Annotated in this window: 24 protein-coding genes and 3 pseudogenes; 16 read left to right on the top strand and 11 right to left on the bottom strand. The window is 71.7% G+C overall.

Features of this window, described 5'->3' with window-relative positions:
• The first annotated feature begins 26 nt into the window (after positions 1-26).
• The 7 genes and pseudogenes from GFH49_RS13260 to GFH49_RS13230 all read left to right on the top strand — a co-directional run bounded on the left by GFH49_RS13260 (position 27) and on the right by GFH49_RS13230 (position 5,581).
• Positions 27-1,256: an NAD(P)/FAD-dependent oxidoreductase gene (locus tag GFH49_RS13260; RefSeq protein WP_155056057.1), complete on the top strand. Its 1,230-nt coding sequence runs from the start codon at positions 27-29 to the stop codon at positions 1,254-1,256.
• Positions 1,257-1,382: 126 nt separating this feature from the next.
• A complete protein-coding gene (locus tag GFH49_RS13255) occupies positions 1,383-2,768 on the top strand; it encodes an MBL fold metallo-hydrolase (protein WP_155056056.1) in 1,386 nt (461 codons plus the stop codon).
• Between the two features lie 113 nt (positions 2,769-2,881).
• Entirely contained in the window at positions 2,882-3,463 is a 582-nt protein-coding gene (locus tag GFH49_RS13250; RefSeq protein WP_155056055.1) for a rhodanese-like domain-containing protein, read from the top strand.
• Positions 3,460-4,356, top strand: a pseudogene (locus tag GFH49_RS13245) (sulfite exporter TauE/SafE family protein); the annotation flags it as partial. The gene GFH49_RS13250 and the pseudogene GFH49_RS13245, both read left to right, overlap by 4 nt.
• Positions 4,357-4,591: 235 nt before the next feature.
• Positions 4,592-4,723 carry a hypothetical protein gene (locus tag GFH49_RS40980; protein WP_268867495.1) on the top strand — a complete coding sequence of 44 codons (132 nt, stop codon included), beginning with the start codon at positions 4,592-4,594 and terminating at the stop codon, positions 4,721-4,723.
• Between the two features lie 121 nt (positions 4,724-4,844).
• Entirely contained in the window at positions 4,845-5,132 is a 288-nt protein-coding gene (locus GFH49_RS13235; protein ID WP_155056054.1) for a metal-sensitive transcriptional regulator, read from the top strand.
• A 53-nt stretch (positions 5,133-5,185) separates the two neighbouring features.
• Entirely contained in the window at positions 5,186-5,581 is a 396-nt protein-coding gene (locus GFH49_RS13230; protein ID WP_155056053.1) for a DUF302 domain-containing protein, read from the top strand.
• A gap of 9 nt (positions 5,582-5,590) precedes the next feature.
• Here the strand turns inward: GFH49_RS13230 and GFH49_RS13225 are convergent, their stop codons facing one another.
• The 7 genes and pseudogenes from GFH49_RS13225 to GFH49_RS13195 form a co-directional block, all read right to left on the bottom strand.
• On the bottom strand, positions 5,591-7,216 hold the full coding sequence (locus GFH49_RS13225) for an NAD(P)-binding protein (protein WP_155056052.1): 1,626 nt from the start codon (positions 7,214-7,216) through the stop codon (positions 5,591-5,593).
• Positions 7,213-8,220 (bottom strand): thiamine pyrophosphate-dependent enzyme, encoded by a 1,008-nt coding sequence (locus GFH49_RS13220; protein WP_155056051.1) that lies wholly within the window; start codon positions 8,218-8,220, stop codon positions 7,213-7,215. The genes GFH49_RS13225 and GFH49_RS13220 overlap by 4 nt, the downstream gene beginning before the upstream one ends.
• Complete coding sequence (locus GFH49_RS13215) at positions 8,217-9,458, bottom strand: transketolase C-terminal domain-containing protein (RefSeq protein ID WP_155056050.1); 1,242 nt, start codon at positions 9,456-9,458, stop codon at positions 8,217-8,219. The genes GFH49_RS13220 and GFH49_RS13215 overlap by 4 nt, the downstream gene beginning before the upstream one ends.
• Positions 9,442-10,017: a 2-oxoacid:acceptor oxidoreductase family protein gene (locus tag GFH49_RS13210; protein WP_155056049.1), complete on the bottom strand. Its 576-nt coding sequence runs from the start codon at positions 10,015-10,017 to the stop codon at positions 9,442-9,444. The genes GFH49_RS13215 and GFH49_RS13210 overlap by 17 nt, the downstream gene beginning before the upstream one ends.
• Positions 10,018-10,172: 155 nt before the next feature.
• Complete coding sequence (locus tag GFH49_RS13205; RefSeq protein WP_155056048.1) at positions 10,173-11,066, bottom strand: universal stress protein; 894 nt, start codon at positions 11,064-11,066, stop codon at positions 10,173-10,175.
• A gap of 336 nt (positions 11,067-11,402) precedes the next feature.
• Positions 11,403-11,645, bottom strand: a pseudogene (locus GFH49_RS13200) (ATP-binding cassette domain-containing protein); the annotation flags it as partial.
• A gap of 78 nt (positions 11,646-11,723) precedes the next feature.
• Positions 11,724-12,842 carry an ABC transporter ATP-binding protein gene (locus GFH49_RS13195; RefSeq protein WP_155056046.1) on the bottom strand — a complete coding sequence of 373 codons (1,119 nt, stop codon included), beginning with the start codon at positions 12,840-12,842 and terminating at the stop codon, positions 11,724-11,726.
• 370 nt (positions 12,843-13,212) lie between these two features.
• Here GFH49_RS13195 and GFH49_RS13190 point away from each other — a divergent pair, with 370 nt between their 5' ends.
• Positions 13,213-14,217, top strand: coding sequence for a GerMN domain-containing protein (locus GFH49_RS13190; protein ID WP_196217964.1), 1,005 nt, complete (start codon positions 13,213-13,215; stop codon positions 14,215-14,217).
• Between the two features lie 133 nt (positions 14,218-14,350).
• Positions 14,351-14,770 (top strand): Hsp20/alpha crystallin family protein, encoded by a 420-nt coding sequence (locus tag GFH49_RS13185; RefSeq protein WP_155056045.1) that lies wholly within the window; start codon positions 14,351-14,353, stop codon positions 14,768-14,770.
• A gap of 236 nt (positions 14,771-15,006) precedes the next feature.
• Here the strand turns inward: GFH49_RS13185 and GFH49_RS13180 are convergent, their stop codons facing one another.
• Positions 15,007-15,459, bottom strand: coding sequence for an OsmC family protein (locus GFH49_RS13180; protein WP_155056044.1), 453 nt, complete (start codon positions 15,457-15,459; stop codon positions 15,007-15,009).
• A 983-nt stretch (positions 15,460-16,442) separates the two neighbouring features.
• Between GFH49_RS13180 and GFH49_RS13175 the strand changes: the two genes are divergently transcribed.
• Positions 16,443-16,661, top strand: coding sequence for a hypothetical protein (locus GFH49_RS13175; protein ID WP_155056043.1), 219 nt, complete (start codon positions 16,443-16,445; stop codon positions 16,659-16,661).
• Positions 16,662-16,689: 28 nt separating this feature from the next.
• Here the strand turns inward: GFH49_RS13175 and GFH49_RS13170 are convergent, their stop codons facing one another.
• Entirely contained in the window at positions 16,690-17,346 is a 657-nt protein-coding gene (locus GFH49_RS13170) for a DUF4389 domain-containing protein (protein WP_155056042.1), read from the bottom strand.
• 28 nt (positions 17,347-17,374) lie between these two features.
• The gene (locus tag GFH49_RS13165; RefSeq protein WP_230396268.1) at positions 17,375-17,554 is read right to left on the bottom strand and encodes a hypothetical protein; all 180 of its coding nucleotides are present in this window, start codon (positions 17,552-17,554) and stop codon (positions 17,375-17,377) included.
• Between the two features lie 233 nt (positions 17,555-17,787).
• On the opposite strand from GFH49_RS13165, the gene GFH49_RS13160 reads away from it, so the two are divergent.
• The 6 genes from GFH49_RS13160 to GFH49_RS13135 all read left to right on the top strand — a co-directional run bounded on the left by GFH49_RS13160 (position 17,788) and on the right by GFH49_RS13135 (position 24,257).
• Entirely contained in the window at positions 17,788-18,663 is an 876-nt protein-coding gene (locus GFH49_RS13160) for a universal stress protein (protein WP_155056041.1), read from the top strand.
• Positions 18,664-18,715: 52 nt separating this feature from the next.
• The gene (locus GFH49_RS13155) at positions 18,716-19,474 is read left to right on the top strand and encodes an HAD family hydrolase (protein WP_155056040.1); all 759 of its coding nucleotides are present in this window, start codon (positions 18,716-18,718) and stop codon (positions 19,472-19,474) included.
• Entirely contained in the window at positions 19,471-21,870 is a 2,400-nt protein-coding gene (locus GFH49_RS13150) for a glycoside hydrolase family 65 protein (protein ID WP_230396267.1), read from the top strand. Before GFH49_RS13155 ends, GFH49_RS13150 begins: the two co-directional genes overlap by 4 nt.
• A gap of 173 nt (positions 21,871-22,043) precedes the next feature.
• Positions 22,044-22,940, top strand: a complete 897-nt coding sequence (locus tag GFH49_RS13145) for a universal stress protein (RefSeq protein WP_155056039.1) — start codon at positions 22,044-22,046, stop codon at positions 22,938-22,940.
• Positions 22,941-22,958: 18 nt separating this feature from the next.
• Positions 22,959-23,225 (top strand): SHOCT domain-containing protein, encoded by a 267-nt coding sequence (locus tag GFH49_RS13140; protein ID WP_155056038.1) that lies wholly within the window; start codon positions 22,959-22,961, stop codon positions 23,223-23,225.
• Between the two features lie 42 nt (positions 23,226-23,267).
• A complete protein-coding gene (locus GFH49_RS13135; protein ID WP_155056037.1) occupies positions 23,268-24,257 on the top strand; it encodes an Acg family FMN-binding oxidoreductase in 990 nt (329 codons plus the stop codon).
• Here the strand turns inward: GFH49_RS13135 and GFH49_RS13130 are convergent.
• Positions 24,215-25,093 (bottom strand): annotated as a pseudogene (locus tag GFH49_RS13130) (P-type ATPase actuator domain-containing protein); the annotation flags it as partial. The gene GFH49_RS13135 and the pseudogene GFH49_RS13130 sit on opposite strands and share 43 nt — an antisense overlap.
• Between the last annotated feature and the right edge of the window lie 18 nt (positions 25,094-25,111).

Below are 25,111 nucleotides of genomic sequence, written 5' to 3'. Positions count from 1 at the left end.
CAGGTCAGCTGGAGAGGAGTTCCACCTTGGCCGCCACCCCCTCTTTCGCCGGTGAGCCGATATCCGGCCGCCATCGCGTCGCCGTCGTCGGCGGCGGCAGTGCCGGCATCAGCGTCGCAGCCCGTCTGCGCCGAGCCGGTGTCACCGACATCACCCTCGTCGAACCGTCCGACACGCACTGGTACCAGCCGCTGTGGACCCTGGTCGGCGGCGGTCAGGCACCTCTGAGCGACAGCCGCCGCCCCGAGGGGTCGGTCATCCCGGACGGCGTGCGGTGGATCCGCCGCCGGGCCCTGGCCGTCGACCCCGAAGCGCGGACGGTGGCCCTGTCCGGAGGCGACGAACTCACCTACGAGTACCTGGTGCTGGCACCGGGCCTCCAACTCGACTGGGGCGGCGTCTCCGGTCTCGGCGAGGCCGTGGGGCATGACCGGGTGAGCAGCAACTACGCGCCCGAGTACGCCCCGCGCACCTGGGAGCTGATCCGGCAGACGCGCTCGGGTACGGCCGTCTTCACCCACCCGGCGACCCCGCTGAAATGCGGCGGCGCCCCGCAGAAGATCGCCTACCTGGCCGCCGACCACTGGCGCAGGAGAAAGGTCCTGGACCGGATCCGCGTCATCCTGTTGATCCCCGATCCGGCCCTGTTCAAGGTGCCCGCTTGGTCGCGGGTGCTGGAGAAGGTGGCCTCCCGGTACGGCATCGAGGTGCGGCTGCGTTCCGAGATGACCGCCGTCGACGGCGATGCCCGCGAGGTCACCGTCACCGACCACGCGAACGGCTCGAAGGAGACCATCGGCTACGACCTCCTGCACGTCGTACCGCCGCAGAGCGCCCCCGACTGGGTCAAGGCGAGTCCGCTGGCCGCCCCGGCGAGTCCGCAGGGCTTCGTCGCGGCCGACAAGCACACTCTCCAGCACCCGTCCTACGACAACGTCTTCACGCTCGGCGACGTGGCGAACCTGCCCACGTCCAAGACCGGTGCCGCGGTGCGCAAGCAGGCCCCGGTCGTGGCCGGCAACCTGCTGGACGTCATGAACGGCCGTTCCCCGTCGCACCGTTACGACGGCTACACGTCCTGCCCGCTGGTGACGGCCCGCGACCGGATGCTGCTCGCCGAGTTCGACTACGACCTGAACCCGACACCCACGTTCCCGCTGATCGATCCGTTCAAGGAGCGGCGCACGATGTGGGCGTTCAAGCGGTACGGCCTGCCGCCGGTGTACTGGCGCGGCATGCTCACCGGCCGCCTCTGACCGGTCGGCCCGGGCATCCCCCGACCCGGGCCGACCACCACACCCGCCCTTCGGCAAGGGCGGATCAGACCCTTTTTCATACCCCCCGGGGTATTAATCCGATCCGAATTCGGAGGTCACCCGACCATGTTCTTCGCCCAGTACTACCTCGACTGCCTCTCCCAGGCCTCGTACATGATTGCCGACGAGACGACCGGCAAGGCCGTCGTCGTCGATCCGCGCCGCGACATCTCCGAGTACCTCACCGACGCCGAGGCGCACGGGTTCACCATCGAGGCCGTCGTCAACACCCACTTCCACGCCGACTTCCTCGCCGGCCACCTGGAGCTCGCCGACCGCACCGGAGCCTGGATCGGCTACGGGCAGCGCGCCGAGGCCGAGTACCCCATTCGCAAGCTGGCCGACGGCGAACGCATCGCCCTCGGTGACGTCCAGCTCCAGATCCTCGAAACCCCCGGCCACACCCCCGAGTCGATCAGTGTCCTCGTGTACGAGCACGCGGGCGACACCGTCCCCTACGGCGTCCTCACCGGTGACGCGCTGTTCATCGGCGACGTCGGCCGCCCCGACCTGCTCGCATCGATCGGGGTGACCGCCGACGAACTCGGCAGGATGCTCTACGACACGATCCAGCACAAGCTGATGGCCCTCCCCGACGCCGTCCGGGTCTTCCCCGCCCACGGCGCCGGCTCCGCCTGCGGCAAGAACCTCTCCACGCAGCGCCAGTCCACCATCGGCGAGCAGCGCGCCACCAACTACGCCTGCCGGCCGATGAGCGAGGAGAAGTTCGTGGAGCTGGTGACGGCCGGGCAGCCGTCCGCGCCCGCGTACTTCGTCTACGACGCCATCCTCAACCGCAAGGAACACGGCCTGTTCGACGCCTCCGCCACGCCCCGGCCGTTGTCGGTGGAGGAGTTCATGGAGCGGCGCGCGGCCGGGGCGGTCGTGGTCGACGCCCGTTCGCCGCAGGACTTCGGGCCCGGGTATCTGGGCGGCTCGGTCAACGTGCCCGCGGACGGCCGCTTCGCCGAACAGGCGGGCATGGTCGTCGCCCCCGACCAGGAGGTCGTGGTGGTCGCGCCGCAGGACCGGGAGGAGGAGGTCGTCACCCGGCTCGCCCGGATCGGGTTCGACAAGGTCGGCGGGTATCTGCGCGAGCCCGAGGGCGCCTTCCCGGCCCTGGCCGGCGAGATGGAGCGGGCCAGTCGCCTGACCGCCGGCGAACTGCGCCGGCTGCTCGACGGCGGCGAGGCTCCGCTGGTGCTGGACGTGCGCAACACCGCCGAGCGCGAGGAGGGCTTCATCAAGGGCTCGCTGCACATCCCGCTCGCCGAACTCGCCCGCCGGATCGACGAGATCCCGGCCGACCGTCCTCTGGTCGTGCACTGCGCGGGCGGCCACCGCTCCTCCGTCGCCGCCAGCCTGCTGCGCCACAAGGGCCGCACCGACGTCTCCGACCTGCTCGGCGGCTACGGCGCCTGGCTCGCCCTGCCCGCGCACGCCGACGCGTGAAGCCGGACGGGTGGCCGCCGGGAGAACCGGCGGCCACCCGATCCGCCGGCCATCCCCAGTCTCCCCGTATCCCTCGATGTCCTCAGCCGTCCCAGCGGCAGCAAGGAAACCTCATGACCCACCAGGCCAGCGCCCCTCGACTCGACCCCACCGTCCTGCGCGACCTCCACCTGGACGGCGACGGCCCCCGGCTGCTGGACGTGCGCACGCCAGGCGAGTTCCGCACCGCGCACATCCCCGGCTCCTACAACGTCCCCCTCGACACCCTGCGCGAACACCGCGCCGAACTTCTGCACCACCTCGACGACGAGGTCATACTCATCTGTCGTTCCGGCGCCCGCGCCGCCCAGGCCGAACAGGCCCTCGCCGAGGCCGGACTGCCCAACCTGCGCGTCCTCGACGGCGGCATCCTGGCCTGGGAGTCCGCGGGCGGTTTCCTCACCCGCGGCCCCGAGCGCTGGGACCTGGAGCGCCAGGTCCGGCTCGTCGCCGGAACCATCGTGCTGATCACCGGCGTCGCGGGCCTGTTCCTGCCCGGACTGCATCTCATCGGCACGGCGGTCGGGGCCGGGCTGACCGTCGCCGCGCTCACCAACACCTGCGCCCTGGGCATGCTGCTGTCGAAGCTGCCCTACAACCGTGGTCCCCGCACGGACATCGACACGGTCATCGCCGCCCTCAAAGGCACGTCATGATCGCCCTGATCGTCGCCGCGTCGCTGCTCATCGGCGTCAGCCTCGGCGTGCTGGGCGGCGGCGGGTCGATTCTGACCGTGCCCATCCTGGTCTACCTGGCCGGGATGGAGACCAAGGAGGCCATCGCCACCTCGCTGTTCGTCGTCGGCGTCACCAGCGCCGCCGGAGTCGTCTCACACGCCCGCGCCGGACGGGTCCGGTGGCGGACCGGGTCGCTGTTCGGGCTGGCGGGCATGGCCGGCGCCTACGTGGGCGGGCGGCTGGCCGCGTTCGTCCCCGGTACCGTTCTGCTCGTCGCGTTCGCCTTCATGATGATCGCCACCGCAGTCGCCATGATCCGCGGACGCAAAGAGGAGCGGAAGCGGATCCATCACGAACTCCCCGTGTTCCACGTTCTGCTGGACGGCATCGTCGTGGGCCTGGTCACCGGCCTGGTGGGTGCGGGTGGAGGCTTCCTGGTCGTCCCCGCGCTCGCACTGCTCGGCGGGCTGCCCATGGCCGTCGCCGTCGGCACCTCGCTGCTGGTCATCGCCATGAAGTCCTTCGCCGGGCTGGCCGGTTACCTCGCCAGTGTCCACATCGACTGGGGGCTTGCGGCCCTGGTCACGGCGACCGCTGTCGTCGGCGGACTGATCGGCGGCCGAGTCGCCGGGCGCATCCCGCAGGACGCGCTGCGCAAGTCCTTCGGCTGGTTCGTGGCTGTCATGGGCGTCTTCGTCCTCGGTCAGCAGACCGGCGCCGGCCTGGCCCGCACGCTGCTGGCCAGCCCCTGGATCTGGACTGCCGCGGCCACCGGCGCCGGGATCCTGCTCGGCCGGTACTTGCTGCGCCGCCGCGGGATCCGTACGGCGCCCGGTCCCATCGCACCGGGTGACGGGAACAATCCGAGCGCCGCGAGCGCTGTCGCTGATACCCCGCTGGGTATGCGTCATCGTACGGAGGCCCGGTGGGGAGGACGTCGAGGACCTGTCCCCCAGGGAGGGCGTGAGACCGATGACGACGACGGAAGAAGGCCGGTCGCCCACGGCCGGCGACGGGCCCCTGGTGACGGCTTGCGGTCGGCGGATCGCGGTGAGGTGCCTGAGGCTCGCGTCGACGGACCGGCCGATCAGCCGCGTCGCCCTTGATGTGGGCCGGGACCAGGGCGGTGAGCCGGGAGTCTGGGCGTCGCTGACCGCGGACGAGGCACGCGATCTCGCCCGCCGCCTCCTCGCCCACGCCGCGCTGGCGCAGCCCGGCCCCGGGGACGACGCCCGCTGACGGCCGGGGCCACTCAGGGCAGTCGGTCGCCGGCTCTCGCCGGTACGCCTGGGGTGAATTCTGGCCGGTGTCGATGTGAGGGCGTATAATACCCATAGGGGTATTCATCCGGGGAGTGAACGTGGAACTCGAACTCGAAGGCGCGGACCTCAAGGCCGTGCTGAACCGGCTGCGCCGGGCGCAAGGACAGATCTCCGGTGTGATCCGGATGATCGAGGAGGGCCGTGACTGCGAGGAGGTCGTCACCCAACTCGCCGCCGCCTCGCGTGCGCTGGACCGGGCCGGTTTCGCGATCATCGCCACCGGTCTGGAGCAGTGCGTGACCGATATCGAGTCCGGCCGGAAGAACGGCGAGGACGTCGGGCAGATGCGTGCCCGCCTGGAGAAGCTGTTCCTGTCACTGGCCTGACGACAGCGCGACACCCGACCCCGAGCGAACGAATCGACCAGAAAGACCCCGCCATGCGCTACGACCGCACCGTGCACGTCGACACCGACTTCGCCACCGCCGTCGACCGCGTCCGTGACGCCCTCGCCGCCCAGGGCTTCGGCATCCTGACCGAGATCGACGTCACCGCCACGCTCAAGGCCAAGCTCGACCACGACATGGAGGACTACGTCATCCTCGGTGCCTGCAACCCGCCGCTCGCCCACCGGGCCCTGGACACCGACCGCTCCATCGGCCTCCTGCTGCCCTGCAACGTGGTCGTCCGCCGCGACGGCGACCGCACCGCCGTACAGGTCCTGGACCCGAACACGATGGTCGCCCTCACCGAGCTGGACGCCCTGCGCCCGGTCGCCGAGGAGGCCACCCGCCGCCTGGACGCCGCCCTCGCCGCCCTCACGGCGGACGACTGAACCGGCTCGTCACTCCTCCGGCACCATGTCCATCGCCCCGCACGGGCACTCGGCCACGCACAGCCCGCACCCCTTGCAGTAGTCGAGGTCGATGGCGAACCCCTTGCCGGGCCCCAGCTTGGCGATGGCGTTGTCGGGGCAGACGCCGTAGCAGTTGTCGCATTCGAAGCAGTTGCCGCACGACATGCAGCGCCGCGCCTCGAACAGGGCGGTGGACTCGCCGAGCCCCTGCACGACCTCGTCGAACGTCGAGACACGGCGGGCCGGTTCGAGCCGCGGCTGTACGGATGCCGGGGCGTCCGAGTAGTACCAGGTGTTCAGCCGCTCGAAGCCGGCCGGGGCGTGCTTGTCACCCGGCTCGTACGAAGTCCCCCGCAGATACGCGTCGATGTGCCGCGCCGCCTTCTTGCCGTGCCCCACCGCCACGGTGACCGTGCGTTCGGCGGGCACCATGTCACCCCCGGCGAAGATCCCCTGATGCCCCGTCATCAGTCCGTCCGCCACCTGCACCGTCCCGTGGTCCACGGTCAGGTCGGGCACGCCGTCGAGGAGTGACAGGTCGGACTCCTGGCCGAGTGCGAGGACGACGGAGTCGGCGTCCAGCTCCTCGAACTCACCGGTGGGCTGCGGGAATCCGGTGTCGTCGAGCCGCATCCGCTCGATCGTGATGCGGCCGCCGTCGGCATGCTTGATGGTGGAGAGCCACTTGACCCGTACGCCCTCCTCCAGCGCCTCCTCGACCTCCTCGTCGTGCGCGGGCATCCGGTCCCGGGTGCGCCGGTAGACCACCACGGCGTCGGTCGCGCCCAGCCTGCGCGCGGTGCGGGCCGCGTCCAAGGCCGTGTTGCCGCCGCCGTAGACCGCGACCGTACGGCCCAGCAGCGGAGGACCCTCGCCCTCCATGCTGCCGAGCAGCGCCACGGCGTCGAGGATGCGCGCGCTGTCGCCCGCCGGGATGTACGTGCGTCGGCCGATGCCGGCGCCCACGGCGAGGAACACGGCGTCGAAGCCGCCGTCCCGCCGAGCGGCGGGCACGTCGTCGACGCGGGTGCCGCACTCCAGCGTGACGCCCAGCGCCAGAATGCGGTCGATCTCCGCGTCCAGGACCTCCCGGGGCAGGCGGTAGCGCGGGATGCCGTAGCGCATCATGCCGCCGGGCTGCGCTTGCGCCTCGCGGATCGTCACCTCGTGGCCGAGCAGGCGCAGATGGTAGGCCGCCGAGAGCCCGGCGGGGCCCGAGCCGACGACGAGGACGCGCTTTCCGGAGGACACCGAAGGAGCCTTGATCGTCCAGCCGCGCCTGATCGCCTCGTCGCCCAGGAAGCGCTCGACGGCGTTGATCCCGACGGCGTTGTCGACCTGGACACGGTTGCAGGCGGTCTCGCACGGGTGGTAGCAGACCCGGCCCATGACGGCGGGCAGCGGGTTGTCCCGCATCAACTGCCGCCAGGCGGACTCGTAGTCGCCGCTCTCCGCGTGGAACAGCCACTGCTGGATGTTCTCCCCGGCCGGGCACGCCTGGTTGCACGGCGGCAGCCGGTGGACGTACTCGGGACGCTCGGTGCGCCAGGCGCCGGTGCGGTTGGCCAGACTGGATCCCACGTCCAGGGTGATCGCGAACGGCTTCTCCTTCACGACGCCTCCTGATGTTCCAGCAGCCCGAAACGGGCGATGTTGCGGTCGGCGGCCCGCTGGATGCGGGCGACGGCCTTCGGATCCGGCTCCGGCGTGAACAAGTGCGCGTACCGCTTCTGCGGCCGCAGATACTCCTCCACCGGCACCCGCCGCCGGATCGGTGTCACATCGGTGACCTCGCCGTACTCGGCCTCGAACACCGGGAACAGACCACTCTGTTCGGCCAGCCGCGCCATGCGCACCGTGTCGCAGGACGCCGTGCCCCAGCCCAGCGGACAGGGCACCAGCACATGCAGATAGCGGGCGCCTCTCATCCCCATCGCCCGGTGCACCTTGGCCTCCAGATCGCGCAGCCCGGCGACGGTGGCCGTGGCGACGTACGGGATCTCGTGCGCCATCGCGATCAGCGGCAGGCTCTTGCCCTGCCCGAAGGGGGCGCCCGGCTCCTCGCCGACCGCCTGCGTGGTCGCCGTGCGCGCGGCCGGGGGAGTGGCGCCCGAGCGCTGCACGCCGGTGTTCATGTAGGCCTCGTTGTCGTAACAGACGTACAGGACGTCGTCGTTCCGCTCGAACATGCCGGACAGACAGCCGAGGCCGATGTCGACCGAGCCGCCGTCCCCGCCCTGTCCGACCACCCGGATGTCGGTGCGGCCCTTGGCACGCAGCGCGGCGGCGACCCCGGCGGCGACGGCGGGTGCGTTGCCGAACAGGGAGTGCAGCCAGGGGAGTTGCCAGGAGGTCTCCGGGTACGGCGTGGAGAACACCTCCAGGCAGCCCGTCGCGTTGACCGCGATCACCTTGCCGCCGGCCGCCCGCTGTGCCGCGTCCAGGACATAGCGGGCGCCGAGCGCCTCGCCGCAGCCCTGGCAGGCCCGGTGGCCGGAGGTGAGCGCGTTGGAACGGTCCGGGTCGGCCTGGTCGGACTGCGCCTGGGGCCCCAGCAGCCGGTTTCCGGCGGCATGGCTGCCGACCTGGTAGAACTTCACCTGCTGCGCGGCGCTCATCGGTTGCTCCCCACATCACGCAGGATGTTCTCGGCGGACGGCCCGGACCTCCGCGTCCGCTCCATCCGCGCCAACTCCCGTTCCACCAGCTCGGTGTTGAGGTCCAGGAAGGTCAGCTGCCCGAGCCGCCCGCCGATCGCGTCGTCGAACAGCCGGTGCAGCGACGCCTTGGTGATGGCCCGCCCGCCGAGCCCGGCGACCACGGTGTGACCGTCGAGCTGGATCCCGGACAGCGCGGTACGCACGTTCGCCGAGACGATCCCGCCGATCCCGACGGCGAACGCCCGCTCCAGCACGACGACTTGACGCGCCCGTCCCAGCGCGGCCCGCACGGCGTCCAGCGGGAACGGTCGGAAGGACGTGATCCCGAGCGCCCCGATCCGCACCCCGCGCTCCCGCAGTTCGTCGACGACATCGCAGACGGTGCCCAGCACCGAGCCAAGCGCCACGACGATCGTCTCGGCGTCCTCACAGGCGTACGGCTGGACCAGCCCGCCGGAGTCCCGCCCGAAGACGTCCTGGAACTCCTCCGCGATCCGCGGAATCGCCTCCAGCGCCTGCATCTGCTTGGCGTGCGCCAGATAACGCACCTCGGTGAAGGCCTCCGGGCCGACCATCGCGCCGATCGACACCGGCTCGTCCGGATCCATGACCTGGCGTGGCTCGTACGGCGGCAGGAACGCGTCGACCTGCGCCTGCTCGGGCACCTCGATCCGCTCCCAGGCGTGCGTCAGGACGAAGCCGTCCATGCACACCATCACCGGCAGCGACAACTCCTCGGCCAGCCGGAACGCCTGCGGGTGCAGATCGGCGGCCTCCTGGTTGTCGCGCGCGTAGAGCTGGATCCAGCCGGAGTCGCGCTGGGACATCGTGTCGCTGTGGTCGTTCCAGATGTTGATGGGGGCGCCGATCGCCCGGTTGGCGACCGTCATCACGATCGGCAGGCCGAGCCCGGAGGCGTTGTAGAGCGCCTCCACCATGTACAGCAGACCCTGGCTCGCGGTCGCCGTGTAGGCGCGGGCGCCCGCCGCCGAGGCCCCGATGCACATCGACATCGCCGCGAACTCCGACTCGACGTTGACGTACTCGCAACGGTCCAGCGCACCGGACTTCACCCGTCGGCTGAGCTCCTCGACGATGTGCGTCTGCGGGGAGATCGGGTAGGCGGCGATCACCTCGGGGCGGCAGTACGCGACCGTCTCGGCGACCGCGCGCGAGCCCTCAGTCTGCTTGAGCATGGGCGGGTTCCTCCCGCTGGACACGGATGTGGCGGTACGCCTCCCTGGCCGCGGCCGCGTTGGCCGTGCCCAGCTCGCCCGGGAAGCGCTCTTGTACGGCGGCGATGAGCGAGTCGATCGTCACGCAGCCGGTGACGGCGGCGAGGCCGCCGAGCAGAACGATGTTGGGAACCGGGCGGCGGACGTGGCGTAGGGCAATGGTGGTGGCCGGGACGGTGAAGACGGGCCCGGTGAGCGTCGTGAGGCCCAACTCATCCCGGCTGCTCGGCGAGTTGATCAGGACGGAGCCGTCGGCCCTGAGCCCTTCGAAGACGTCCACCTGGTGCAGCAGGGTCGCGTCCTGGATCACGAGTGCGTCGGGCCGGGTGACGGGTTCACGGACGCGGATCGGCCGGTCGTCGATCCGGCAGAACGCCATCACCGGCGCTCCCGTCCGTTCCGAGCCGAAGCTCGGGAACGCCTGTGCGTACCGGCCCTCCAGAAAGGCCGCCACCGACAGCAGCTCCGCCGCCGTGACAGCACCCTGACCTCCGCGGCCGTGGACGCGTACCTGGAACACGGCACCCTCCTCCCTTACGGGGCTCCTCCCGTCGTACCGCTGGGACGGGCCTGGGCCTCAGGGGCCGGACGTCCCCGATGGAGGGCCGATGGGCATGAGCTGATACCGGCCCCTCCCGGTCCGTCCCCCTGCGAGACGGGACCGGGAGGGACGACTCACTCGTGCGGGACGATCGCGACCGGGCACCGGACGTGGTGCATCACCGCGTGCGCGACCGGCCCGGTGTGCGTGCCGATCCTGGCCGGGCGGATCTTGCGGCCGACAGCCAGCAGGCCGGCGTCCTTCGTAGCGTCGAGCAGCTGCTGCGCCGCACGTCCCTCCTCGGCCAGCGGCGTGACCTCGACCGCGGGGTACTTCTCCCGCCACGGCGCGAGTACGGCTGCCAGCGCCTGCTCGGCGGCCGCCCGCACCTCGCCCCGGGCCTTGGCCTCCAGCGCACGGGGAACGTACGGCAGCTGCCACGCGTACACCACCCGCAGCGGAGCGGCCCGCAGCGTCGCGCTCTCGAAGGCGAACGCCAGCAGGTCCTCGCACGACTGCGCCGGGTCCACGCCGACGACGACATCGCGGTACGGGGTACGGGCCGACGGCCGGCCCTCCGGGTCCGGCACATGCTCGTCCTCGACGGTCTGGTCGGCCCGTACGAGCACGACGGGCCGTGCCACATGGGCGACCGTCATGAGCGCCACCGAGCCGGCCATGAACCCACCGAAGCCGCTGAACGCCCGGCTGCCCAGGACCAGCAGCTCGGACTCGTCGCCCGCCGCGACCAGGGCGTCGGAGGCGGGCCGGGAGATCTGCTCGGCGCTCAGATACACCTGCGGATAGCGCTCGTTGAGCCGGTCCAGCGCGCCGCGCAGGATCCGCCGTGCCCAGTAGCGTGGTGCCCCCAGCTCGGGCAGTTCCGACTCGTCGGGCGACATGCCGCCTTCCCAGGCGTGCACCAGGCGCAGCGGCAGGCCGCGCCTCAGGGCCTCCCGGGCCGCCCAGTCGGCGGCGGCGAGGCTCTCACGTGAACCATCCACTCCTACGACTACGGGGCGAAGCACGGCCAACACCTCCCCGGTTGGTGCCCCGGCCTCTGCTACGGGGCCTCCAGTACCAGGATCGCCGCGCAGGCACCCGCCCCGGCAGGGTCGACGGGGCCCACACCCGGGCCGAACGGCCCCTTTGCCGTCCGTCGCAGGCCGGGTGGGGCCGCTTCGGTTCGGCCATGCCGTGCAGGGGCGCGACCGGCCGCGATGTGTCACGGAGGACCGACGGCACATCGTGGCCCTGCGGGCCGCATCGACACGGCCGGCGGAGCGCTCAGCCGACGTCCCGCCGTCGGAACCCCGTCAGGCCCGCCACCGTCAGTGTGGCGGCGGGCGCCGCGAGCAGCAGCGGTGCGGTGACAGGCTGTCGTCACCCGGCCCGTAGGACGGTCGCCGGTGCGGGGTGACGGCATCGCGCCGGGGATCGCCGCCCAGCAGCCGCACCGCACCCGCGTCGGCGCGCGGCAGCCCGAGCAGGACACGGATGGTCGTGGTCCTGCCCGCACCGTCGGGCCCGAGGAAGCCGTGTGCCTCACCCGTGGCCGCGGGCGGGGTCCTCCCGTCCAGGGCGCGGGTCCGGCCGAACGCCTTCACCGCCCCCCGAGTCGGCGCCGAAGGCCCCTGGCGGCCGAGCGGTGGGTCCCGCTCCGAGCGATCGCGCGCGGCGCCGGTTCAGGCCGGTGCCTCCGCCGCAGGCAGGCGAAGACCGGTCGTCGCCGAGAACAGATGGACGCCCTCCGCACGCGGTGCGATGCGCAGGTGCTTGCCCTTGCCGTACGTCCCGCGCCCCGGGGCCCGGACAACGACCTGCGCGAGTTCCTGGCCCACTTTGGCGGTGGTGTGCAGATAGGTCACGGCACCGGTGTCCTCGACGGTGTCGATCACGACCTCCAGCCCCGGCGTCTGCAGGTCTCCGGTGGAGAGGACGCCGAACTGCTCGGGGCGGATACCGACGGTGACCTCCGCGGCGCCTTCGGCGTGGGCCGCCTGCAGGGCCGCTCGGGGCATGGGCAGGACCAGCCCGCCCAGTTCCGTGCCGTCGGCGGTGAGCGCGAGACGGAAGAGGTTCATCGCCGGGGAGCCGATGAACCCGCCGACGAAAGCGTTGGCGGGACGAGCGAACACCTCCTTCGGCGTCCCCACTTGCTGCAGCACACCGTCCTTCATCACGGCCACACGATCGCCCATGGTCAGCGCCTCGACCTGGTCATGGGTGACGTACACCGTGGTCGTGCCGAGACGCCGTTGGAGCGACGCGATCTGGGTACGGGTCTGCACCCGCAGCTTGGCGTCCAGATTCGACAGCGGCTCGTCCATCAGGAACACCTGGGGCTCCCGGACGATGGCGCGTCCCATCGCCACCCGCTGGCGCTGTCCGCCGGAGAGCGACTTGGGCTTGCGGTCGAGGTAGTCGTCCAGCCCGAGGATGCCGGCGGCCTCCGCCACGCGTCGGCGTGCCTCCTCCTTGCGCATCTTGGCGATCTTGAGTGCGAAGCCCATATTGTCCGCCGCCGTCATGTGCGGATAGAGGGCGTAGTTCTGGAACACCATCGCGATGTCGCGGTCCTTGGGCGGCAGATGGGTCACATCCCGGTCGCCGATCCGGATCGTCCCCGAGTCGACGTCCTCCAGACCGGCGAGCATCCGCAGACTGGTCGACTTTCCGCAGCCGGACGGGCCGACCAGGACCATGAACTCGCCGTCCGCGATCTCCAGATCGAGCTCGCAGACGGCCGGGTGGTCCATGTTCGCGAAGCACCGCGTTGCTTTGTCGAAGGTGACCGACGCCATGACTTTTCCCTCCCCGAATGCCCCTCGGGCGTGCGGCGGGCCTGCGGGAGCGCGGCGAAAGGCGGGCGTACCGCGGCCCGAACGTGGTGTTACGGCAGGGCAGTTGCTACGACTCCAGCGTCGAACGGTCCCGCGAAGGCGGGCAGGGACCGGACGTCCCTGCCGCCGGTCCGGTCGGCCCGGGGCGAGCTGCTTCCGGGGCGGCAAGGACGGGTCCGTCGGCACCGGCCGCGTCCAGCGCACCTGACGGAGCGTCATCCACCCTCCGAGCGACCCGAAACGGTGCCGTATGGCCCTCCCCGCAGGGCCGTAAGGCACTTTGGGCCGGCCTTGCCGGAGGTGTGGCCTGGGATCGTCGGAGGAGGCCGCCATGAGTACCGAGATCTCCACCAGTCGTACGTCCCACCGCCTGCGTCCACCGATCGTCCTGGCCACTGCCGTCCTGCTCGTGTCATCCGCGGCTACCGCGTGCGGCAGCGAGGCCGGCAACGGCACCGCCGCCCCGGGCAGCTCACCCGGAACCGCCCGGCCGGGCACGTCGAGCACCGACGGCACCAGCGGCGGCACGGCCGGGAGCCCCGCGGCACCCGGCCGGGACGGGATCACCACACCAGGCACCGCCGCCCCGTCGACGAAGTCGACCACTCCCAGTGGCGGACCACGTCAGGTGCGCGCGTCGGTGTACTTCCTGCACGGGGAGAAGATCTCGCCCGCCCCGCGCACGGTGACCGCGCCCACCACGGCCGCTGGTGCGCTGCGCGCCCTGCTGGCCGGGCCCAGCCGATACGAAGGCGGCCATGGCCGCACCACGGCCATTCCCTCAGGCACGACGCTGAATTCGGTCGTGGTGAACCGCCGCGTGGCCACGGTGGACCTCTCCGGCCGGTACGACGACGGCGGCGGGAGCCTGTCGATGCGGGCCCGGCTCGCCCAGGTGGTGTTCACCGCGACCCGCTTCCCCACCATCGAGAAGGTGCGGTTCGAACTGGACGGCAAGCCGGTGACGGCCTTCGGCGGTGAGGGCATCGTCCTCAACGAGCCCGTGGGCCGGGCCGACTTCGAGGACCTCGCCCCCCTCGTCCTCGTCGAGTCGCCGCTGATCGGCGACACGATCCGCACACCGGTGCGGGTGTGGGGGAGCGCCAACACCTTCGAGGCGACCCTCCGCCTGAAGATCACCGACGCCGCCGGGCGCACCGTGGCCAACCCGTACGTCACGGCGACGTCGGGTACCGGGACGCGCGGCACGTTCGACGTGACGATCCCCTACAAGGCGACCCGCTCGGGTCCCGGCACGCTGACGGCGTACTGGGAGTCTCCCGCGGACGGCCGTGCCGTGATCGAGGACACCGTGCCCCTGAACGTCAGGCGGTGACCCCGATTCACCTCGACGACGAGGCGGCCGGACGGCCAATAGGACGGTCGGGCCCGCCACGGGGCCGGTCGGCCCAGGCTCTCCCTGCCTCGCCGCGCGACGCTGGACGTGGAAGAACGAAGAGGAGGGTGACATGAGCGGCATGATCGAGCGGCTGCCCGGCCGGCCGACGTTCCCCGACCTGTTCGGGTGGGTGGAGGGCGGGTTCCCCGTGCCCCGCACCGCGCCGGGGATCTACGGCATCCGCATCGAGGAGCGTTTGACGGACGGGATGTACGTGCTGCGGGCCGAGCTTCCGGGCATCGACCCGGCCAAGGACGTCGAGGTCACCGTCACGGAGGGGCTGCTGACGCTGCGGGCCGAGCGCACCGAGGAGACCAAGGAGAAGCACCACACGGAGTTCCGCTACGGCACCTTCACCCGGTCCGTCCGGCTGCCGGCCGGGGCCAAGGGGGACGAGGCGGCCGCGGAATACAAGGACGGTGTCCTGACGATCACGGTTCCGGTGCCCGAGAAGGAGGCGGGCAGGACCATCCCCGTGCGGCACGTCTGAGCGCCCTTGCGCGCTGCGCCGCACCACGTGTGCGTGGCCGACCGGTCACCCGGCCACGCACACGCGTCTGTCCGTGTGCTCGTCCGGTCCTGGGGCCTGTGCTGCCCGCGCACTTGTTGATCACCGCGGTCCGTACGGCCTGTGCGAGATCCCCCTGGCCGGTTGAGGCGCCACCGCTGCCGACCAACTGTTGATCAACGCGACGCGGCCCATAGAGCTGCTTCTGGGACTGCGGGTTACGTCTCCAGCTCGATGTCCACCTCGGGTGGCCGGCGCAGAGTGTTGTGGATCGTGCAGTGCGAGGCGACCGCGAGCATCGCCGCGTGGCGCTGGGCGGACAGCGCGGGCGGCGGGGTGATCACGATCCGCACAGTGTCCACGCGTGCCGGGCGGTCAAAGGCCATCGTGAACTCCGTACGGACGCGCAGCCCGGTGCGCGGCAGCTTGTGGCGGTGAAGGTAGCGACCCGCGTAGAACGCGACGCAGGTGGCCAAGGACGCGGCGAACAGCTCGACAGGGGTCGGCGCGGTGTCCCTCCCACCCGCCTCCATGGGCTGGTCGACGAGGACCCGGTGGCCCCTGATATCCACCTCGTAGGCGTCACCGTTGACGTGGGCGACGTCCACCTGATGCACGCCGGCCTGCTGCTGCCGCCCTGCGGTGATCGTCTCTGTCGCTGCGTCCGTCATGGCCGACCTCCTTCGGCGGAGTCTCCTGCTCCCTCTTTCCAGTGGAACGCAGACGACGCGGCGCATCGAGGGCCGACTGGGTGCGAACGGGGCCGTTCGGCCCTCTCCGGCGAGCGGCGGACGGCATCGGGGCTTTGCTCCGGTCCCTGGCGGCCGACGTCGCCGGTGAGGACATCCAGCTCCTTCCGCGGGGCTTCGGCCCATGTCTCGGCGGTCCCAGGCCCCGCAGGGTGCAGGAGCAGGCGGCGGACGAGGAGGCCGTCCGGCGGGGATGCGGCATGAAAGGGCGGAAAGGGCCCTATCCACTTCTCGCGGATCCTGATTGCGCGGTGCGCGGCTCGATGCCGCTTCCCCGCGTCTGGCGTCGGGTCCCTTTCCGTCACCTCCAGCACACCACACGAACCGCGGAGCCACCAGGGCCGATCGGCCCCCACCTCGGGGAGGCCGGCTTCATGACCACGGTGATTGCGCTCCTCGACGCCGTACCAGCCTGTACGACGACCGACGTCGCCGCCCGACCCGGCTCACCCCGGAGAACGGCCGCACCCTGGCCGTCAGCGGCGACCTCGGCCGCCGGGTCATCCGCTGTCGCGCCCGCCGGAGCCGTTCTCCGGGGCGGACGTGCTGCTGATGGAGTCGGCCTACGGCAACCGGTGCGCACCGAGGTCGTTCTGCACGAGTTCGCCGAACTGCGCCGTTTCGGGACGGCTCCCCGCAGCGGTACCGGTGTACGTCGACAGCCCGATGGCGCCGGCCGCCCTCGACGTCCACCGGGACGCCGTCCTGGCTGGGCCGCCCGAACTGCGTCCCGAGGTCACCGTCGCCGGCACCGCCGAGCCGCGTACCTGGTGCGCTGGCGGACGGCGTCCGCGGCAAGGGACGCCCCGGCCCTGCTTTCGGGCCGCATGGCTCATGTGGCCCCGGCCGTAACGGAGTTGGCTGAAAGTGAGAGGGAACGACGCCGGTCCGAGGGGGCGAGGATCGTGGGTACCAGTCTCACACCGGAGTTCTGGGAGCGGTTCGTGCTGCTCCTGTTCGTGGCGATGGGGGTGACGTTCGCCTTGACCATGCTGTTCGACGCGCTCGCGCTGCGTTGGCTCAACCGCCGTGGGCACAGGCCGCCGACGCGGCCGACACCTGCTCCGGACCGTTTCGAGACCAAGGACCACCGGACGTCCGTCCATGGATCAGGCCGTGCATGAACAGCAACGGTGGAGACCGATGCGGTGATCACGGCAGTGACTCCGGCTCCGTGCCGCCCTGGTCGAGCCGGAACGGCGGATAGACATCGGTCAGGAGGGCGGCGTACGCGGCCACGCGCAGGGCCCAGCGGTTGAGCCCGATCACGAGGTCGAAGATGCCGCGCGGGTAGCGGCCGGTGAAGGCCAGCGCGATGCCCGCGAACAGCGTCAGCAGCCCGATCAGGCCGGTGGAGGCCCAGACCACCCGCCAGCCGCCCAGGATGAGGCCCAGCACCAGGTAGTGCGGGATGGCCAGCAGCCACCACTTCACCAGCACCAGCCCCCGGGACAGTTGCTCGGGGTAGGCCACGTCCCAGTGGGCCGGATAGCCGGGGACGTCGGCGAGGGTGAACGGCGGGTAGCGGTCGGTGCCCAGAGCGCCGTACGCGTAGTACGCCACACGCCAGTTCCAGCGCACTACACCGGTATTGAAGTCGAACAGCGCCCGCGGGTAGCGGCCGGTGAAGAGCACGGCGAAGAACGCCACCACGCTCACCAGGACGAACGCCACCCACAGGAAGGCGAGGACGATGTAGTGGGGGAGGGCGAGCAGCCACTTCACCAGCCACAGCCAGCGCGACAGCTGTGGGTCGAGGGTCGCGGTCAGCCGGGCGGGGTGGACCGGGCGGAATGCTTCCGTAGCCATGGATCGATACCTTCGAACCAGTGGGCGATCACGGACGGTGGTACCGGTGGTAGTCGTGATCGCGGATGTAGTGCCTCTCGTCGATGACGACCTCCCGCTCACCGGGCCGGCGGACCATGGCGGGTGTGGCCATGAAGGCGATGAGACCGAGAACGCCGGCGGCCATCAGAACGAAGCCGGCGACGAAGGAGCTGTAGCCGTACACCATGCCGGCGCACAGTACAGCCGCACCGATCAGGATGAGAGGAACGATGGGTTCCCTCCTCAATCATGCCCGGTCCTGCACACCGCCTCACCGCTGCCGTCCGGCGCGCGTCGGCCAACGCCGAACGTCCCACGGAAGGGCCGACCGACCCCTGCTTCCGCACCGCGTTCCGTGCGACGGTGGATGGGAGCCCGCGCTGCACGACGCTGCAGCCCGACGAAAGGCGGTGGGTGCCGATGGAGCTGCCTCTGGTCGTGGGTGTCGACGGATCGGAGCCGAGCCTCCGCGCGGTCGACTGGGCCGTGGACGAGGCGGCCCGCCACGGTCTGTCGCTACGCCTGGTGTACGCGTCCCTGTGGGAGCGCTACGAAGGCGCCGTGCCGTCCGACAGCCCGGGAAGCCCGTCCGAGCAGCAGATCGCGGAGCACGTCGTCACCACCGCGGCCGAGTGCGCCCGACGGCGCAACCCCGATGTGAAGGTCTCCGTCGACGTGCTTGACGAGGAGGCGGCGGACGCGCTCCTGAGCGAGGCCCACCACGCCTTCGCCGTGGTGACGGGATCACGGGGCCGTGGCGAACTCGCGGGCCTGCTTCTCGGCTCGGTCGGCTTGACCGTGGCGGCCCGCGCGCACGGACCGGTCATCGTGGTCCGCGGCGCGACGGCCGGCCTTGCGGGTACCCATGATCGGATCCTGCTCGGCGCGGCCGAACCCGCGATCGCGGGTTCGGCGGTGCGGTTCGCCTTCCGCGAGGCCGAGGCGCGCGGGTGCACGCTCGACGTCGTACGGGCTTGGCGAAGCCCCGCGCACGAGACCACCGCCGCCCCCGCGTCGGCTGACGAGCCGGCGCGCTATTACAAGGAGCGTGCGTCCGCCCTGCTCGACGCCGTGCTTCATGACGCGATGGCGGATCACCCAGCGGTCCGGGCACGCCCTGACGCGGTCGAGGGCCCGGCACACAAGGTGCTGCTGCGCCGCGCTGCCGCCGCCGATCTGGTGATGGTCGGGGCGCGGCGCAGGCAGGGCCACTGGGGGCTGCAGCTCGGCCGGGTGGGCCACACCCTGCTGCACCACGCGCCGTGCCCGGTGGCGATCATTCCGCAGCAGGTCTGATCGACCGCCGGCGGGTTTGATGGAGACCGACTCGCTCACGCAGGGGGAACCCATGTCCGTGCAGTCCCGCACAGCGCTCACACCCGTGCTGCGGGACGTGCGTGCCGTCGTCTTCGACACCGACGGAGTGATCACCGACTCGGCCCGGGTGCACGCCGCAGCCTGGAAAGCGGCCTTCGACGCCTTCCTGCGGGCCCACCCGCCCGCGGACCCCGATCAGCGGCGCCCCTTCGACGTGCGGGACGACTATCTGCGTCACGTGGACGGCAAGTCCCGCCTCGACGGAGCCGCGGCCTTCCTCGCCGCGCGCGGCATCGAGGCGTCGGCCGAGACGGTGCGGGCCGTCGCCGCCGAAAAGGAACGCCTGTTCACGCGGCGGCTGCGGGAGCACGGCGTCGACGCCTACCCGGGGACCGTACGGCTGGTCGAGGCGCTGCGTGCCGCGGGAGTGCCCCGCGCGGCGGCTTCCGCGTCCCGGCACGCCGGCGAGCTGCTCAGCCGGGCCGGGGTGCTCGACCTGTTCGACGTCCTGGTGGACGGGGGTGAGGCGGCACGGCTGGGCCTCGCGGGCAAGCCGGCACCCGACCTGTTCCTGGAGGCCGTGCGCCGGCTCGGGGTGCCCGCCGGCGGGGCCGCCGTCGTCGAGGACGCCCTGGCGGGCGTGGAGGCGGGCCGGCGCGGTGGATTCGCCCTGGTGGTGGGCGTCGACAGGGCCGCCGGAGCGGACACCGGGGCGCGGCTGCTGCGGCACGGCGCCGACATCGTCGTACGCGACCTCGGAGAACTCTGCGCGGGAGGAGCACCGCAGTGACGGAGGACCTGAGCCCGGAGGCCGAGGCGGCGGGCTGGAGCTGGGAGTACGAGGGTTACCGGCCCGCCGACGAGCGGCTCCGGGAGTCGCTGTGCACGCTCGGTAACGGTTACTTCGCCACCCGGGGCGCGCTCCCCGAGTGCACCGCCGACGCGATCCACTACCCGGGGACGTATGTGGCCGGCATCTACAACCGGCTCACCTCTGATATTGCGGGCCGCCGTGTGGAGAACGAGGACATGGTCAACGTTCCCAACTGGCTGCCGCTGCGCTTCCGCCTGCGGGAGGGGGACTGGATCGATCCCGACAGCGCGAAGGTGCTCGACCACCGTATGACCCTGCACCTGGCCTCCGCGATCCTGGAACGACGCACCCGGTACGACCTCGGCGACGACAGGCTGCTGACCGTGCGTCAGCAGCGGATCGTGCACATGGCCGACCAGCATCTGGCCGCGCTGCGCACCGAGTTCACGGCCGAGAACTTCTCCGGCGAACTCCAGGTGGAGGCGCTGCTCGACGGTGGGGTCACCAACGCCGGCGTCCCGCGCTACCGCGACCTGGACGGCCACCACCTCACTCATGTGCACGCGGGCACCGCCGCTGCCGACACGGTCTGGCTGCGCTGCCGCACCAGCACCTCCGACATCCGGATCGGTATGGCCGCCCGGCTGACCGCGGACGTGCCCGTCACGATCCGGAACAAGAGCACGCGCACCACCCAGCACGCCCGCTTCGACCTGGTGCCGGGCCGCACCGTCACCGTCGACAAGACCATCGCACTGCACACCTCCCGGGACCCGGCCATCAGCGACCCGCTCTACGCGGCGATCGACCGGGTCAGCAGTGCCCCCGGCTTCGACGACCTCCTGGAGTCGCACCTCACCGCTTGGGACCAGCTCTGGCGACGGGCTGAACTCGACGTCCCCGGCGAGGCGGGCCGCATTCTGCGGCTGCACCTCTTCCACGTCCTGCAGACGCTGTCGCCGCACACCGCCGGCCTCGACGTCGGTGTGCCCGCGCGAGGACTGCACGGCGAGGCCTACCGCGGCCACGTCTTCTGGGACGAGCTGTTCATCCTGCCCTACCTCAACCTGCACTTTCCCGAGGTCTCCCGCGCCCTGTTGGACTACCGCCACCGCCGCCTCGAACAGGCCTGCACCGCCGCCCGAAAAGCGGGCCGCCGGGGTGCGATGTACCCCTGGCAGAGCGGCAGCGACGGGCGCGAGGAGACCCAGCAGCTGCATCTCAACCCGCGCTCGGGACGCTGGCTGCCCGACCACTCCCGGCACCAGCACCACGTCGGCTCGGCGATCGCCTACAACGTGTGGCGGTACTGCGAGGCGAGCGGCGACATCGAGTTCCTGCACACCAAGGGCGCCGAGATGCTGTTGCAGATCGCCCGCTTCTGGGCTGACTCGGCCACATGGGACGAGGATCTGGGGCGCCACCGTATCCGGGGGGTGGTCGGCCCCGACGAGTACCACGAGGCCTACCCGGACGCGCCCGAGGCCGGCCTCGACGACAACGCGTACACCAATGTCACCGCGGCCTGGGTGCTCACCCGGACCCTGGAACTGCTGAGCGCCCTGCCCGAGCCCCGCCGGCGCGAACTCGTCGAGCGCACCGGCCTGGACGGGGGCGAGGTCGAGCAGTGGGAGGACGTCTCCCGCACCCTTCACGTCCCGTTCCACGACGACGTCATCAGCCAGTTCGCGGGCTACGGCGAGCTCGCCGAGCTGCCTTGGGAGGAGTACCGGCAGCGCTTCAGCGACATCCGCCGCCTGGACCGGATCCTGGAGGCGGAGGGTGACACCGTCAACCGCTACAAGGCCTCCAAACAGGCCGATGTCCTCATGCTCGGCTACCTCTTCTCACCCGCCGAACTCCAGGGCATGTTCGAGCGGTTGGGGCTGCGGATCGACGACGACACCTGGCGGCGCACCGTCGACTACTACCTGCAACGCACCAGCCACGGCTCCACCCTCAGCGGCCTGGTCCACGGCTGGGTGCTGGCCCGCGCCCGGCGGGCGGAGGCGTGGAAGTACTGCCAGGAGGCCCTCCAGGGCGACATCGCGGATGTGCAGGGCGGCACCACCGGCGAGGGTGTCCACCTGGGCGCGATGGCGGGCACCCTCGACCTCGTCCAGCGCGGCCTGACCGGCCTGGAGACCCGGGGCGGCGCGCTGTGGCTCGACCCCGTGCCCCTGCCCGAGTTGTCCTCTTACGGGTTCGCCTTGCGCTACCAGGGACACTGGGGTGTGCGGCTGCGTCTGGAGCGCGGGAGGCTGGAGATCGCGGTCCCGTCGTCGGACGCGTCGCCGATCGACGTACGGCTGCCGGACCGCGCGGTCAGTGTCCGTCCGGGGGAGACGGTGAGGCTGGAGCTCCCGGACTGACCGTCCCCGTGGCGACGGCGAGCGGACACCAGGACCTCCCGGTCCGGCCGACCGGGGGGCCGACCGGGGGGGCCGGATGGCCCCGGCCCATGCCCCAGAGACCCATACCCGGCCTTCGGCTGCGGCGCGAAGCTGGTCATCAGGAGGAGTCCGAGCACTGGAGGTGCTGCGTCATGCTCATGCCTGTGATCGCCGGGGTGGACGGATCGGACGAGAGTCTGGCAGCTGTGGAGTGGGCCGCGCGGGAGGCCGCACGCAGGGGCCGGCCGCTGCGGCTGGTGCATGCCTGGACCCACATCCCTGGCACCCACGACGGGAGCCAGGAGGGCATGAGCGCGGTGCAGCGGCATCTGGCGCGTCGGATGCTGCGCCAGGCCGAGGAGCGCCTTCGAGAGGTGCGGCCGGACATGCGTGTGGACGAGGAACAGGTCGAGGGTGCGGCGACACAGGTGCTGCTGGGAGCCGCTCAGCAGGCCGAGGTGCTGGTCCTGGGCTCCCGCGGGCTGACCGGGTTCACCGGGTTTCTCGTGGGGTCCGTGGCGCTGGGCGTGGTGGCCAAGGCCACGCGGCCCGTCGTTCTCGTGCGGGCAGGTGACGAGGAGGCGGACGAGCACCTTCCGGCCGCGGACGGAAGCGCTTCCACGGGGACCGGCCACCGGGACGTGGTCCTGGGCGTGAACGTGGACGATCCGTGCGACGAGGTGATCGGGTTCGCCTTCGAGGCGGCTCTGCTGCGGCGGGCACGGCTGCGGGTGGTGTACGCCTGGCCGGCGCCGTCCGCGCTCGGCCGGGGACTGGGCGAGGTCGCCCCGGAGCGTGTGGAGGACCGGCAGGACTTCCTGAGCGCCGTACTGCGGGTATGGCGGGAGAAGTACCCCGAGGTCGCGGTCGTGGAGACCGTCGCCGACGGCAGGGCCCAGTCCGTGCTCGTCCGGGCCGCGACCGGCGCCGGGCTGCTCGTCGTGGGCCATCACCTCGCCGAACGGCCGATAGGTCCACGCACCGGCCCCGTCACCCACGCCGTCATCCACCACGTCGGCTGCCCGGTCGCCGTGGTACCGCACGAGTGAGAGGGAGGGCGGACTGCGATGTACTGGAACCGACACGACATGACCGGATGGGACTGGTTCGCGATGTCGGTCGGCTCGGTCTTCCTGTGGGCCCTGCTGATCACCGTCGCCATGCTGCTCTACCGAGCCCTGAGCCGCGCGCCCGAGCCACCGCGCACCCCCGCCGCGGACTTGCCCGAGCAACTGCTTGCTGAACGGTTTGCCCGAGGGGAGATAGACGAGGAGGAGTACCGGCGCCGCCTGGCCGTGCTGCGCGCGGACGGTGCCGGCCTCACCAAAACCTGACCGCACCCGCCCCTGCCCCCGCTCCCCGAGGGGAGGTGCGCCATGTCGGCGCAACCACTCGACACGAGGACCCTCACGACCCTGGTGACCGCCGCCACGGCCGCGCCCTCACTGCACAACGCGCAACCGTGGCGGTTCCGCTGGCTCTCCGCCGACGGCACGTTCGAACTCCACCCCGACCTGAGCCGCGCCATGCCCCGCACGGACCCCGACAACCGGGCACTCCACCTCGGCTGCGGCGCGGCTCTGCTCAACCTCCGGGTGGCTGTCGCCCACGCCGGCTGGGGCACCGATACCGCGCTCCTGCCCGATCCGGAAGACCCTCACGTCCTCGCCACCGTGCGCCTGACCGATGCCGAGGGCCCTCACGACGAGCTGGCCCAGCTGTTCCCCGCGATCGACCGCCGGCACACGAGCCGCTATCCGTTCGAGGACATGCCGGTCCCGGCCGAGATCCAGAGCGTGCTGCGCGACGCCGCGCGCAGGGAGGGCGCTCAGTTGCTGTTTCCCGGTCCGTGGCATGTGAACATCCTGCTGGACGACGTCCTCGATGCCGAAGGGCGCGACACTCTGGCCCCCGAGCGTCTCAAGGACATCCGCCACTGGACCCGCCTGGGGACTGAGAGCGCCGACGTGGCCGTCGACGGGGTCACGGAGTCCGCCTTCGGCCCCCGCAAGCGGGGCGGCCGGGCTCCCGTACGGGACTTCGCCGGACGGCGCCAGGTCCCCGGCCGCACCTCGGCCGTCTTCGAGACCACCCCGAACCTGGCACTCCTGGGCACCACCGACGACCGCCCGGGAGACTGGCTGCGGGCGGGGCAGGCGATGGAGCGGGTGCTGCTCCTCGCCACCCTCAGCGGACTGGCCACGTCCCTCACCTCCCACGCCCTGGAGCACAAGGACCTGCGCGAACTCGCCCGGGATCCCAAGTCGGCGATGGGGTTCGTGCAGATGGTGCTGCGCCTCGGATACGGGCCCGCGGGACCGGGGACACCGCGCCGCCCGGTGTCCGACGTACTGGAGATCGTCTGAGCCCGCCGTGTCAGGACCACGGCCGGGTGGCGGTGGCGAGCCAGGCCACGGACCACCGCCGAGGCGGCCACGGCGAGCGGCGTGAACCAGGCCGCGTACCGGTCGGCCAGCCGCACCACGGGCGCCGACTCCGCCCCCGCCTGCCGGGCCAGCCGCACGATCCCGGCGTAGGTGCTGTCCCGCTCCGTCGCGGACGCGCGCAGCTCGAAGGCGCCGCCCGCGTTGACCGCACCACTGCGTACCGCCTCCCCCTGCGTGTGCCGTACGGCCGACGGCTCACCGGTGAGCACCGACTCGTCCAGCACCGCCGGGTCACCGGCGACGATCCCGTCGACGGGCACCACCTCGCCGGGCCCGACGACGAGCAGGTCGCCGACGGCGACCTCCGACAGCGCCACCACCTTCACGTCGGCGCCGGTGCGGCGCCGGGCGGTGCGGGGCGCGTGCTCCAGCAGGGCACGCAGATCACGCGAGGCCCGCCGTTGAGCGGCAGCCTCCAGGCTGCGGCCGGTGGCGAGCATCAGCGCGATCAGGGAACCGGCCAGGTACTCGCCCACGGCGAGCGTGCCCCCGAGCGCCAGGACCGCGATCAGGTCCACGCCCGCCTGACCGCGCCGCAGCGCGCCCAGCACCCAGCCCACCGCGGGCACGACGGCGACGACGGTACCCAGGGCCCAGCACAGGTCCGCGAGATCGTTGGCGCCCGCCAGCCGGAGGACACCGCCGACCGTCAGGGCGACGACGGTGCCGGCCAGCAGGAGCGATTCGAGTGGCGGTATGCGGGAGAGGGCCGTCAGCACCCGGTGCGGCGGCCTTTCCGGAGGGAAGCGGTCCATGACGGTCCTCGCTGCGGA

Origin of the sequence: Streptomyces blattellae (assembly GCF_009709555.1) — a bacterium.
In the GTDB taxonomy this organism is placed as follows: domain Bacteria; phylum Actinomycetota; class Actinomycetes; order Streptomycetales; family Streptomycetaceae; genus Streptomyces; species Streptomyces blattellae.
The sequence above is the reverse complement of the archived record's forward strand: the minus strand, read 5'-3'. Positions and strand labels throughout refer to the sequence as shown.

Excerpts from the sequence above, each read along its gene's own strand:
- GFH49_RS13255 (WP_155056056.1), top strand. The coding sequence starts at position 1,383 with ATGTTCTTCGCCCAGTACTACCTCGACTGCCTCTCCCAGGCCTCGTAC.
- GFH49_RS13250 (WP_155056055.1), top strand. The coding sequence starts at position 2,882 with ATGACCCACCAGGCCAGCGCCCCTCGACTCGACCCCACCGTCCTGCGC.
- GFH49_RS13230 (WP_155056053.1), top strand. The coding sequence starts at position 5,186 with ATGCGCTACGACCGCACCGTGCACGTCGACACCGACTTCGCCACCGCC.
- GFH49_RS13220 (WP_155056051.1), bottom strand. The coding sequence starts at position 8,220 with ATGAGCGCCGCGCAGCAGGTGAAGTTCTACCAGGTCGGCAGCCATGCC.
- GFH49_RS13215 (WP_155056050.1), bottom strand. The coding sequence starts at position 9,458 with ATGCTCAAGCAGACTGAGGGCTCGCGCGCGGTCGCCGAGACGGTCGCG.
- GFH49_RS13195 (WP_155056046.1), bottom strand. The coding sequence starts at position 12,842 with ATGGCGTCGGTCACCTTCGACAAAGCAACGCGGTGCTTCGCGAACATG.
- GFH49_RS13190 (WP_196217964.1), top strand. The coding sequence starts at position 13,213 with ATGAGTACCGAGATCTCCACCAGTCGTACGTCCCACCGCCTGCGTCCA.
- GFH49_RS13185 (WP_155056045.1), top strand. The coding sequence starts at position 14,351 with ATGAGCGGCATGATCGAGCGGCTGCCCGGCCGGCCGACGTTCCCCGAC.
- GFH49_RS13180 (WP_155056044.1), bottom strand. The coding sequence starts at position 15,459 with ATGACGGACGCAGCGACAGAGACGATCACCGCAGGGCGGCAGCAGCAG.
- GFH49_RS13170 (WP_155056042.1), bottom strand. The coding sequence starts at position 17,346 with ATGGCTACGGAAGCATTCCGCCCGGTCCACCCCGCCCGGCTGACCGCG.
- GFH49_RS13165 (WP_230396268.1), bottom strand. The coding sequence starts at position 17,554 with ATGGTGTACGGCTACAGCTCCTTCGTCGCCGGCTTCGTTCTGATGGCC.
- GFH49_RS13160 (WP_155056041.1), top strand. The coding sequence starts at position 17,788 with ATGGAGCTGCCTCTGGTCGTGGGTGTCGACGGATCGGAGCCGAGCCTC.
- GFH49_RS13155 (WP_155056040.1), top strand. The coding sequence starts at position 18,716 with ATGTCCGTGCAGTCCCGCACAGCGCTCACACCCGTGCTGCGGGACGTG.
- GFH49_RS13145 (WP_155056039.1), top strand. The coding sequence starts at position 22,044 with ATGCTCATGCCTGTGATCGCCGGGGTGGACGGATCGGACGAGAGTCTG.
- GFH49_RS13140 (WP_155056038.1), top strand. The coding sequence starts at position 22,959 with ATGTACTGGAACCGACACGACATGACCGGATGGGACTGGTTCGCGATG.
- GFH49_RS13135 (WP_155056037.1), top strand. The coding sequence starts at position 23,268 with ATGTCGGCGCAACCACTCGACACGAGGACCCTCACGACCCTGGTGACC.